This window comes from Microcoleus sp. B4-D4, assembly GCF_036705185.1.
GTDB lineage: Bacteria > Cyanobacteriota > Cyanobacteriia > Cyanobacteriales > Microcoleaceae > Microcoleus.
In genome coordinates, this window is record NZ_JAUBTX010000030.1 from 72,991 (window position 1) to 84,654 (window position 11,664).

The window sequence follows — 11,664 nt, forward strand, 5'->3', positions numbered from 1 at the left end:
ATGTCTGCCAATAAGCTACTCCTAAAATTTGCCAGACGATATCCCGGCAGGATTTTATTAACTGTGATCCTGGGCTTTTCTGGGGCTTTATTCAGCGGTATCAGCACTACTCTGATTGTACCAGTGCTTTTAAATTTTTTGGATGAAGCGATCGAGCTGCGCGGCGCTCCACCTCTCATTAAAAATTTGATGTATCCCTTTGAAGGAATGCCCGAAAATCAGCGTTTAATGTTGATGACAGCGGCGATTTTTCTGGCAATTTTTTTAAAAAATATTGCGAGTTATATCAATACTTTAGTGGCTACTTCTCTGACGCGCTCTCTGACTTTTGATTTGCGAGAAGCAGGTTTACGGTTGTTGTTAGATGTAGATTTAGATTTTTATTCTAAAACTAAAGTCGGGGATTTAATTAATAGATTGGGCGGAGAAATTGGCCGGACGGCTAGTGCAGTGGGTACGGCAATCGGAATGTTTACTACCTCAATCACTGTTTTGGTGTTTGTGGGCTTGCTGCTTTCTATATCGTGGAAACTGACGGTGACAGCTACAGTTTTGCTGGCGTTAGTTGCTTGGACAAATCAATATATTATTAACCGTTCCAAGCATTTTGGTCTCCTGCTTTCTGAAATGTCGAAAGATTATTCGGTTAGGGTGCTGGAAACTATAACTGGGATTCGGCTGGTCAAGTCAACGGGGAACGAGGAAAGAGAGTATCAGCGGATCAAGCATTTAATTCAAAGGCGAGAACACGCAGATTTTCAAGCTCAGGTAAATTATGCGGCGATCGCCCCAATTAACGAAGTTGTTAATTTGATAGTTATTATTTTGATTGTATTTATTGGTCGCACAATATTTGCAAATGAAATAGAGTCTATTTCAACAGTTTTATTGACCTATTTATTGGTACTTTTTCGGTTAATTCCTTTGATTTCTCAGTTGAATAGCGGGCGCAGTCAATTTGCTAATACGTCGGCTAGTGTAGAAGTGGTTAATGATTTTTTGAGATGCGATGACAAGCCGTTTATGCTGAACGGTTCTGTGCAGTACACTCCCTTGCAATCGGGAATTCATTTTAATAAAGTATCTTTTAGTTATCCGAATCACAAGAGTTTAGTTCTTCAAAAAATTGATTTATTTCTCCCTCACGGTACTACTTTGGCTTTGGTAGGAACTTCGGGTTCTGGTAAGTCAACTTTGGCAGATTTACTGCCGAGATTTTACGATCCTACTGAAGGTAATATCTCGATAGATGGCACGGATTTGCGCGAATTTGAGCTAAAAAGTCTCAGAAAAGCGATGGGTATTGTTAGCCAAGATACGTTTTTGTTTAATGCTTCAGTGCGCGAAAACATTGCTTACGCTAGGCCCCAAGCGACTGAGGCAGAAATTGTGGAAGCGGCGCGGGGAGCGAATGCTTATGAGTTTATCGAACTGTTGCCGGAGGGGTTGGATACTCAAATTGGCGATCGCGGTGTAATATTATCGGGAGGGCAGCGTCAGAGAATTTCCATTGCTAGAGCTTTGCTGCAAAACCCGGAAATTTTAATTTTAGACGAGGCTACGAGTTCCCTGGATACGGTTTCCGAAAGATACGTGCAATCGGCGATCGAGAAATTGAGCTGCGATCGCACAACCTTAGTAATCGCCCACCGCCTCTCCACAGTCCAAAAAGCCCACAAAATCGCCGTAATCGATCGCGGACAAGTAGTAGAAATAGGTTCCCACGAAGAATTGCTAGCAAAAGGAGGTTACTACACTCGCTTGTATTCAGTGCAATTTGCCGAAGAAACCGCTCGTGACGAAGCATTAATCAGAGGTTCTTACGAAATTCGCACTCGCCTGACTCCCATGATAGCTTACCTCAAATTGCTAGTAGATGAAATGGTAGATTCTCCCGAAGAAAAAGACGAGTTAATTAGAGAATCATTTCACTCCGCTGCTAACATTTTTAAAACCTTAGAATTTATAGAAAATACTATCAAACGTCAGACTGTTAAAAAGTAGGTAGTTGTTATTGGTTATTGGTTATTGGTTATTGGTTATTGGTTATTGGTTATTGGTTATTGGTTATTGGTTATTGGTTATTGGTTATTAGTTATTAGTTATTAGTTATTAGTTATTAGTTATTAGTTATTAGTTGCTCGTTACCAGGCTCTGCCTGGTAATGCAGATCCGGAGGCTCTGCCTCCTTCGATCTTGCAACTTACAAGAGAAAGAACTGTAGGAGGTGTTTAAGTTATTAAGTTTTCGATCCTTAATAGTCAACAGTCAACAGTCAACAGTCAACAGTCAACAGTTAACAGTCAACAGTCAACAATCAACAGTCAACAATCAACAATTCCCATGTCTAAATATTATGTATTTTTCACCAGAAATGTCTTGCCGCAACCCAATATAGCAAGCTTAGTTCAAGTTGCACACTCTGCCAATGCCGCAGCAAATCTGGGTTATCCAGCAGTTTTGGTATACCTCCGCAAAGGCTGGAGTGCTTCAAATCCGGTTGATTTACTTTTTCCTTTTCAGCCGAGAAAACCCGATGACAAACTTGCCAAAACCTACAATCTTCAGGAAAAATTAAAAGTAGCAGATTTGCCAGTGCCTGCCTTCGATTTTTGGGACAACAAGTGGACGAATGCGAGTACCATAGTTTGTAAATATTATTTACCAATTCACCTGCTAAAATCAACTAAAATCGTCCACAGCCGCGACTGGAACTTTGTCAAAGCTGCTATTAAAAACGGAATTCCCGCTATCTACGAACAGCACCACCATGAAGACAAGAAATTTGCACCAGAAATTGTGAGCAATCCTCTATTTCAAATTGCTGTAACTGTTGCAGATACTGTTCGAGACAGCATGATTGAAAATGGGATGCCACCAGAAAAAATAATTACGCTGCACAATGGTTTTAACCATTTGTTTCTCGCGAGACAAGCAGCAGCAGCCGATAATTGGCGGCAGCAATTATTAGCAGGTGACAGGCAGCATTTAGCAGTTTATGCGGGGGGACTTTACCCGTTTAAAGGTGTCGATATGCTGGTGGATGTAGCCGAGGAATTGCCGGAAGTTCAATTTGCGATCGCGGGCGGGGATTCATCCCAAGTTACAGCATACCGGAAATTAGCTAAAGAGAAGCAAGTTAACAACATTAATTTTCTCGGATACCTGCCTCAAAATCAACTGGCTAGCTTGCTGCAAGCAGCGGATGTTTTGACTCACCCTCACTGTTTGACAGAAGCCGCGACGTTTACGTCTCCTTTGAAGTTCTTTGATTATATGGCGTCGGGTACTGCGATTGTAGCGACGGAGATTGCATCTTTGATGGAATTTAAATCTGGAAATATCGCAGCAATTTGGTGCGAACCGGATAACCCGCAGCAGTTTGCACAAAGCATTCGAGATTGTTTAACCAAGTATCCGAGGCAGGTCGAAGGTTATGCAGAAACATTGAAATTTGTCAAGCAATTTTCGTGGGAAAATCGGATTGAGAGGATTTTGAGTTATGTGGATGAGTCATTGGTAGGGTGCGTCAGTCCGCAGGCGACAGACAATTGATAAAATTATCAAAACAGACGCACCATTAACTGTGCGGTGCGTCAGCTTTTAAATTATCAAAACAGACGCACCATTAACTGTGCGGTGCGTCAGCTTTTAAATTATCAATTATGGCGAAAATCACCCAAGCTGACGCACCCTACATACTACTAATTATGAACCCAAAAATCATCGGCACAATCACCACATACCCAGGGATGAGTCAAAGCGATTGGCTGTGGCAACAAACTCCCCACAACTTCGGCAAATGGGGAAATATTCAAATGCTTGCCAACCACCCAGATCCAGACTTTTTACTCATGTATCAATTCGACTTTCCCCGACAACCAAAACAGCAATCGTGGATGGATAAAATACGAAATTACAGGCATCCCCAACCAGAAAATGACATTCGAGACAAATTCCGCAACGTTCCCCAAGAACGGATCATTTATCTAATCAGAGAGCCGCCATTACCAGAAGTTATTGAAATTACCAAAACCAACTACGAACAAGCCAAACTTTATTGTGGCTACATTTCCGGGCCCGACGACTTCGCACCAAAACCCGATTATATGCCCGCGATTTGGTATCACTCTAACTCGTTTCGAGAACTGAATGAAATGCCTGCGCCACCGAAAACTAAATTATGTTCTTGGATAACTTCAGGTGTTAGCCGCAGCGCCAATCACCGCCACCGATTGAATTTTATCAAATTGCTGCAACAACAAGAATTAAACTTTGACCTTTACGGGCGAAACTTGCCAATTTGGGCGCAGGGAAACGGCACTGTTAACAATAAATGGCACGCCATCGCACCGTACTATTACAATTTGGCTGTTGAGAATTATGCTGAAAACGATTTGTATGTCAGCGAAAAACTTTGGGATGCTTTGTTAGGTTGGTGTTTGCCAATTTATTACGGCGGTTCGGCGGCGGATAAATTGTTGCCTGCAGGGAGTTTTCTGCGGCTGCCGAGTTTGGATGAAAAAGGGGTTGAATTTATTAAAGAGGTTGTGGCTACTGCGGATTATTGGCATGAAGCGAGGGAGAAAATTGCAGAAGCTAGGGAAATCATTCTCCACGAATTGAACTTGCTGAATTGGCTGTCTAATTTTGTATCTTAGGAAATAGCGCAATGACAGAAAATCAAAATCAACCTAGAGAATATGATGCAGTCAAGGGCGGTCAATCTCAAGTGCCGTTAGGTGCGGCTGTTTTAGGCGGGATTCCCGGTGTTAAAAGTCGTTTGGCTTCACCGATTGTGGAAGTCAGAATTACCGCACTGTCTGAAGCGCTGAAATATGGAGATGCAGGTTTAGATTTAATAATTGGGGCACTGCAAGATGAATCTATGTCGGTGAAGTTTGCAGCCTATTCGCTGCTGAAGGATAGAGATGAACTAAATCTAAAAGAGCAATTCCAAAAATATTTGCCTACTTTTGACTTTGATGTGATAACAGTTGATGCTGAAGGAAAAGAAAACAGTCGCCGCACGTCCTTTGCTTGCTTCTTCTCCGAAGACTTAGGGAACTCAGTTGTGCTGGAAATGGTTTATATTCCCGGCGGCAAATTTGTGATGGGTTCCCCAGCAACAGAGGAAGGTAGAATTTATCGTGAAAGTCCGCAGCATCAAGTAACAGTACCAGCTTTTTATGCAGGGAAATACCCCATCACTCAAACACAGTGGCAAGCAGTGATGGGAAACAACCCATCGAAGTTAAAAGGTGAAAAACGTCCTGTAGACCTAGTATCGTGGGAAGCTGCCGTCGAATTCGGTGCCAAACTCTCGCAAAAAACCGGGAAAAAGTATCGTCTCCTGAGTGAAGCGGAATGGGAATACGCCTGTCGTGCTGGTACAACAACCCCATTTCATTTTGGGGAAACCATTACCCCGGAATTAGCCAACTATGAGGGAAACTACCCCTACGCAAACGCCTCCAAAGGACTTAACCGCCGACAAGCAACCGATGTCGGGAGTTTTCCCCCTAATGCCTTTGGACTGTACGATATGCACGGCAATGCTTTCGACTGGTGCAGCGATCGGTGGCACAATGACTACAATCGCGCACCAACAGACGGAAGTTCCTGGGATACTGGTACGGATAATTGCCGAGTGGCGCGTGGCGGTTCCTGGGACTACGATGCGGACAAATCTCGTGCTGCCCGTCGTAGTTCTGTGGGCGCGCGCGATCGCACCTCGCTCATCGGTTTTCGCGTGGCTCTGGTTTTCGGTTCTGTCCTTTAGTCTCCCCCGATCGCACTTTTCTACCATTTTACCCTTTAAATGATTCGGCGGTTGAAACCGCTTCTACACAAACAAAGTCCGCCTACGCGGACTAATAGATATGAATGGGATTTGCACGCTAGCCAACGATACAGTTTACGATCAACTAATTGCCTTGCTCAACAGTATTGAAGTTATCTTAGGCTCAAATACTCCTGTCTGCATTTATCCTTTCGACGAGCAAATCGAGCAAATTAAAACTGAAATTGTTAACCGTCCCAACGTCTTTATTTATGAAGATACTGCATCAATTCAGCGATGGGACAACTTCATGCAAGCAGCCGCACCAGAGCGTTTGAACCGCAAAAAATTCCGGCTTTACGGCGCACATCGGCGCTTTTGCGCTTTCGACGGCCCGTTTGAAAAGTTTATCTACATGGATGCGGATACTTTGGTGATGAATTCCCTCGATCCGGTTTTTCAGAAGTTAGAGGAATCGGATTTTGTGGTTTATGATTTTCAATTTCTATCCCCAACTAAAGTATACAATATTCAGTCACCAAAACTGCTCGAAGTTTTCGATCAAAATCGGATTGATTCGGAAATATTTTGTTCGGGATTTTACGCCAGCAAGCAAGGATTGTTTGAGCAAAATACTAGGGAATGGCTGTTAGCTCAACTGCAATCGGGCGAGGCGGAAATTCTCTATGCAGGTGCGGGAGAACAGCCGTTGCTCAATTATATGGTGATGAAAACGAACCTGAAGAGCTATAATTTTGCTTGTAGCCTCCCGGATGGCGAGAAAACTGGGTGTAGCGTCACTTCCCAACATTTTGAAGAACGCGATAATATTTTGTATGATAAGGGAAATCGGCTGACTTATCTTCATTATATTGGTGTGCCGCCGGATTTGATTCGGAGAGTTTGTGCGGGGGAAAATATTGAGTTTCCCTATGGCGATTTGTTTCTCCATTACCGCTATCTCCGGGAATCGGAAAAGCGTCCGGTTTTTACCCAAGCGCCTAAGTCTTATACTGAGGTTTCTAGGTCGAATTTGTTAACCAGGGTATTGAGAAGGTTGAGGATAAATGTTTGATTGTTAAACCGCAGAGGACGCAGAGAACGCAGAGAGAGAGAAGAGAAATGAGTTATTCTGATGTTAATGGATTTGATGTGAGTCGCGGTATTTATATTGTTGCTAATGATAAGGTGATGGAAAGCGCGATCGCCCTTATGGCAAGCATACGTCTGTACAATTGTCAAGTACCAGTTTTTCTGATCCCGTTCGACGACAATTATCAGCAAGTCGCAGCCGCACTCAGCAGCCTCTACGGGGTGCAATTGTTCCCAAATCTGGAGTTTGTCGAACAGTTTACCAGGGAAATTGGCCAAATGTTCGATCGCACTTTTCTAGCCCTTCCCAACAAAATGCGGAAACTCTGCGCCTGGTTTGGCCCCCTCGACGAATTTTTGTACATCGATACCGATATCATCGTTTTTGAAGACATCGCAGCCAACTTAAACAAACTCTCAGAAGTAGACTTTTTTTGCTGCGACTATCACCACCTCAGCGAAAAACTGCGAAATGTATTTTCACCAATCATAAAAGAACAGAATATATTTACCGACTCACAGCTTCAAGATGTATTCAACAGCGGTTTTTGGGCTTCGAGAAAAGGCACTATTACCGAATCGCAAATGTATGAAATTTTGCGAGAATGCGCGCAGCATCGAGAATATTTTGACTTTACTCAAAATGTTACAGACCAACCTATACTAAATTATATGATTCTTAAGTTAATTCCCAAGCGCTGCAATCTGGTAAAAACTTCAGCCGCAGAACCAGGAAGCTGGGCTGGTTCTAAACATTTTCAGGAAATAGATTACCTGCTTTATGACAAAGGCAAAAAGTTAAAATATCTGCACTGGGCTGGGATACCAATTAAATCGGGTAGTCCTTATTGGGAATTGTGGAAACATTATCGTTACCTTCATGAGGAAGAGGAAAAACCAAATTTAGTGCAAAAATTATTTCGTGTTTTAACTAGGTGAGGAGAAAATTATATGTTGTATCATTATCAACAAGGTTTGAAGAACAGGCATCTTGCCTGTTCCACAATCTATAAATTTTATTTCTTGTAGTGTGGGCATCTTGCCCGCACCTAAAAAGAAATATATATGCGCTGGGTTACTTATTAACTAAAAAACTATGACTGATGGCATTTATATTCTAGCAAACGATGTTGTTTTCGACCACTTAGTTGCTTTGTTAAACAGTCTCGAAGTCAATGGGGCAAAAGATATTCCCGTTTGTATTATTCCCTATGATGATAGGCTGAAAAAAGTGCGAGTAGAAATTGCAATTCGTTCTAATGTCACCCTCTTTGACAACACCGATTCAATTTATTTCTGGGAAGACTTTGCAACTCAAGCTTGGACATCTCACGCCAAAGCTCAAAAAGTTTGGCAAGCTAAAGGTTTGAAACCAGTTCACTGTTTGACCAGGCATCGGAAATTATGCTGTTTTGACGGGCCTTTTGACAAATTTGTATATTTTGACGCTGACACTCTGTTAATGGGTTCTCTGGATTACATTTATCACAAACTTGATGAATTTGATTGGGTAGCAAACGATTTTCAGTACAAATCCGACCTCAATTATGTGTTTGATTTATCATCAGATAAATTGCCACATATTTTCAATATAGACCAACTGCCATCTCATACTTTTTGTACAGGTTTATTTGCTTCAAAAAAAGAAATATTTAATAGAGAAAATTCTGTCCAACTGTTAGACAACTTAACATCAGGAGAAGCGGAAATTATGTGTTTGAGTGCATCTGACCAATCTTTATTGAACTATTTAGTAGCCCGCAGCAAAATCTCTTTTTATAACTTTGCGTATCATCAACCTGCACGGGTAACGGGCAATCATTGGTCTTCTAAATTTGATGTGATAGATTATGTTTTATACGACAAAGGACGGCGGCTGACTTACTTGCACTACATGAGCATTTCGGCGGCACAGTTTACTCGATTGTGTGCTGGGGAAGATATTGAGATTCCCTACCGAGAGGTATTTCTGCACTACCGCTATTTGAATTCGCCGGAAAAACTCCCAAATCTCGCGCCTCCCAATTTGTTGGTTCGTTTGGGTAGAAATTTCAAAAGTTGGGTAGTTAAAAAAATTAATAATATTATGTTTAAGTTGCGAAGTTTTGGGAGTGATGGTGATTAGTTTGATTTGTTTTTTGAACCGCAGATGTTGGCAGATTAACACTGATGGACGCTGATGGGTTTTTATCTGTGTGATTCGCGTTTGTCTGCGGTTTAAGAAGTTTATTGTTCAAATGAATCTAAATCGAGCGCTTGGGAACCTCCGCGTTCGAGTTCGATTAAAAGTTTGTTTAGCTGAGTCCAAACCAACCACGCGGTGAGTAGTGTGAGTGGTAAAGCTAGAGCATAAGAAAGTAATTTTGGGAAGCCAAAAATCTCCACTCCCGAAGCTAAAAATACGCAAATTCCCCCTGCCATTCCGATGAAAGGTATGGATAATTGCAACCTTGGCAGGTTAGCTAAAGTACGAGTAGAACGATTTTTTGACCACTGCTGCACTGCTTGTTTGAGTGTTGCTTCAAAGGCTAAGCCTGATGCCATACCTGCTAGCAATCCAGCGCTCATTAAAAAATATGGAGGTTCTGGAAAATAATACACGAATAATTCCTTAGTTTGGGTAATGGAAGATTTGGAATGGAAAATTGGGAATTGGGAATTGGGAATTGGGAATTGGGAAAAGTAGATTTTTTTCCCTCTTCCTTCTTCCTTCTTCCCTCTTCCTTCTTCCTTATAATTAAAACCGAGTCAGTGCGGCTGTTCCTGCTGTGGAAAGCTCTGTTAAAGCGTCTAAAGCAACGTTGAACAGGCGGCTTGGTTGCAAGTCTTCTTTGACTAGGTTCCAAAGGCTGCTAACTTCTGCTGTGTGGAGGCGATCGTCTTCAATCAAAGCTAATATCAATTGGCGACGCAAAAACGATCCTTCTTCTGACAGCAAGAATTGTATGCCTAGTTGGGCTGTGGGTAGCAGGTCGAAACTGCGATCGGACCTAGCGATCGCGATCATGTCCTCTAATCTGTTCCACTGGAATTTGCCATCTTTGAATAATACCTCAATCAGGCGACGGCGCAATGCTGGAGATTCTCCGTTTAACAATCGGCGCGCTACGTAAGGATACGCCACCTCGACTATCTTGAAATCGGGATTCAGCGTCAGGGCTAAACCTTCTTCTGTCACGAGAGAGCGAATGATTAAGGCAAATTTCGCGGGCACTCGGAAAGGATAGTCGTACATCAATTCCGAAAACTGGTCTGTAATCGTCTTGAAGTTAAAATCTGACACCTTTTCGCCGACTATATCGCCGAGTACAGATTCTAGGGCCGGGACGATCGGCATAATGTCTGTGTCTGGTGTCAAAAAGCCGAGTTTGACAAAATCCTGGGCTAACTGTAAGTAATCTTTGTTGATTAAATGAACGACAGAATCAACCAAGCTTTCTTTGGTTGTTTCTTCCATCTGATCCATCATCCCAAAATCGATGTAAGCCATGCGGCCGTCCGCTAAGGCAAACAAATTTCCCGGATGGGGGTCAGCGTGAAAAAATCCGTGTTCTAGCAACTGCCGCAAACCGCTGCGGACTCCGACTTCTATTAAGCTATCGGTGTCCAAGCCTGCTGCTTTCACGCTTGCGATGTCTGTCAGTTTGATGCCGTCAATCCATTCGAGTGTGAGAACGGATTTTGAAGTATAGCGCCAGTAGATACTCGGAACTTTTACTGTGGGGTCGTCGGCAAAGTTTGTGGCAAATTTTTCGGCGTTGCGACCTTCGTTGATATAGTCAATTTCCTCGAATAGTTTAATGCCGAATTCATCGACTATTAAAGAGAGGTCGTGGCCGAGATTGAGCGGCAGCAAGGGGGCTAACCATCCAGCGGCCCAGCGCATTAAGTAAAGGTCGAGGCTCAATATTGGTAGCAAGTTGGGTCGCTGAACTTTGACAGCGACTGCTTCTCCGGTCATGAGACGGGCTTTGTACACTTGACCGAGACTGGCGGCGGCGACTGGTTCGGGGGAGATTTCGCTGTAGGTTTCGCTAATGGGGCGATCGAGTTCTGCTTCAATAATCTCAAATGCTCGCGCCGAATCAAAGGGTGGCAATTGATCTTGAAGTTTGATCAGTTCTTCGAGAAAGTCTTTGCGAATTAAATCCGGTCTGGTAGAAAGGGCTTGGCCGACTTTAATGAAAGTGGGGCCCAAGCGAGTGAGTATTTGTCGTAGATGGGTGGCGCGTTCCGGCTGGTGTGCTGCGGCTTCGTGCTGCCAACTGTCCCACAGCATCCCCAGCACGAAGCCTGCAAAAGACCAAATAACGGTAATTGCTCGCCAAATGGCTTTCCAAGGACGTTTGCGGTAATACTTAGCGATCGCTTGTGGATCGTAGCGTCTAGCCTGAGTGAATTTATACTGAGGCACTCGTTTATTTTCCTCTTAATTTTATGAAAATTGCAGGTTAAATTGAAAATTTGAGATCGGGCATCGGGCGTCGGGCATCGGGCATTGGGTATTGGGCATCGGGCGTCGGGCGTCGGGCATCGGGCATCGGGCATTGGGCGGAGCGAAGCGGAGGGATTGGGCATCGGGCAAACAGGGCATCGGGCATCGGGCATCGGGCATTGGGCATCGGGCATTGGGCATCGGGGATGGGAAGTCGAAAGTTCAAACATTCTTCCTTCTTCCTTCTTCCTTCTTATTTCTTATTTCTTCCTTCTTCCTTCTTCCTTCTTCCTTCTTCCTTCTTCCGACGGACATCGGACTTACATCCGTTACATCCGTTACATCCCGTACATTG

General features: G+C 43.4%; 9 protein-coding genes. 7 read left to right on the top strand and 2 right to left on the bottom strand.

What is annotated here, in order from left to right; genetic code table 11:
- The 7 genes from QUB13_RS20560 to QUB13_RS20590 all read left to right on the top strand — a co-directional run bounded on the left by QUB13_RS20560 (position 1) and on the right by QUB13_RS20590 (position 8,999).
- A complete protein-coding gene (locus QUB13_RS20560) occupies positions 1-2,004 on the top strand; it encodes an ABC transporter ATP-binding protein (RefSeq protein ID WP_333384090.1) in 2,004 nt (667 codons plus the stop codon).
- A gap of 339 nt (positions 2,005-2,343) precedes the next feature.
- Positions 2,344-3,555: a glycosyltransferase family 4 protein gene (locus QUB13_RS20565; RefSeq protein WP_333384093.1), complete on the top strand. Its 1,212-nt coding sequence runs from the start codon at positions 2,344-2,346 to the stop codon at positions 3,553-3,555.
- Positions 3,556-3,710: 155 nt separating this feature from the next.
- Complete coding sequence (locus tag QUB13_RS20570; RefSeq protein ID WP_333384106.1) at positions 3,711-4,661, top strand: glycosyltransferase family 10 domain-containing protein; 951 nt, start codon at positions 3,711-3,713, stop codon at positions 4,659-4,661.
- An 11-nt stretch (positions 4,662-4,672) separates the two neighbouring features.
- Positions 4,673-5,782, top strand: coding sequence for a formylglycine-generating enzyme family protein (locus QUB13_RS20575; protein WP_333384096.1), 1,110 nt, complete (start codon positions 4,673-4,675; stop codon positions 5,780-5,782).
- 100 nt (positions 5,783-5,882) lie between these two features.
- A complete protein-coding gene (locus tag QUB13_RS20580) occupies positions 5,883-6,857 on the top strand; it encodes an Npun_R2821/Npun_R2822 family protein (RefSeq protein ID WP_333384099.1) in 975 nt (324 codons plus the stop codon).
- 77 nt (positions 6,858-6,934) lie between these two features.
- Positions 6,935-7,813 carry an Npun_R2821/Npun_R2822 family protein gene (locus tag QUB13_RS20585; RefSeq protein ID WP_333384108.1) on the top strand — a complete coding sequence of 293 codons (879 nt, stop codon included), beginning with the start codon at positions 6,935-6,937 and terminating at the stop codon, positions 7,811-7,813.
- A gap of 157 nt (positions 7,814-7,970) precedes the next feature.
- Positions 7,971-8,999 carry an Npun_R2821/Npun_R2822 family protein gene (locus tag QUB13_RS20590; protein ID WP_333384103.1) on the top strand — a complete coding sequence of 343 codons (1,029 nt, stop codon included), beginning with the start codon at positions 7,971-7,973 and terminating at the stop codon, positions 8,997-8,999.
- Between the two features lie 101 nt (positions 9,000-9,100).
- Here QUB13_RS20590 and QUB13_RS20595 read toward each other — a convergent pair whose 3' ends face one another.
- Positions 9,101-9,475 carry a hypothetical protein gene (locus QUB13_RS20595; protein ID WP_193973787.1) on the bottom strand — a complete coding sequence of 125 codons (375 nt, stop codon included), beginning with the start codon at positions 9,473-9,475 and terminating at the stop codon, positions 9,101-9,103.
- Positions 9,476-9,611: 136 nt separating this feature from the next.
- Positions 9,612-11,288 (bottom strand): ABC1 kinase family protein, encoded by a 1,677-nt coding sequence (locus QUB13_RS20600; protein ID WP_333384105.1) that lies wholly within the window; start codon positions 11,286-11,288, stop codon positions 9,612-9,614.
- Between the last annotated feature and the right edge of the window lie 376 nt (positions 11,289-11,664).

Bases quoted from the DNA above. Each gene is read 5' to 3' on its own strand.
- QUB13_RS20560 (WP_333384090.1), top strand. From the start codon at position 1: ATGTCTGCCAATAAGCTACTCCTAAAATTTGCCAGACGATATCCCGGC.
- QUB13_RS20565 (WP_333384093.1), top strand. From the start codon at position 2,344: ATGTCTAAATATTATGTATTTTTCACCAGAAATGTCTTGCCGCAACCC.
- QUB13_RS20570 (WP_333384106.1), top strand. From the start codon at position 3,711: ATGAACCCAAAAATCATCGGCACAATCACCACATACCCAGGGATGAGT.
- QUB13_RS20575 (WP_333384096.1), top strand. From the start codon at position 4,673: ATGACAGAAAATCAAAATCAACCTAGAGAATATGATGCAGTCAAGGGC.
- QUB13_RS20580 (WP_333384099.1), top strand. From the start codon at position 5,883: ATGAATGGGATTTGCACGCTAGCCAACGATACAGTTTACGATCAACTA.
- QUB13_RS20590 (WP_333384103.1), top strand. From the start codon at position 7,971: ATGACTGATGGCATTTATATTCTAGCAAACGATGTTGTTTTCGACCAC.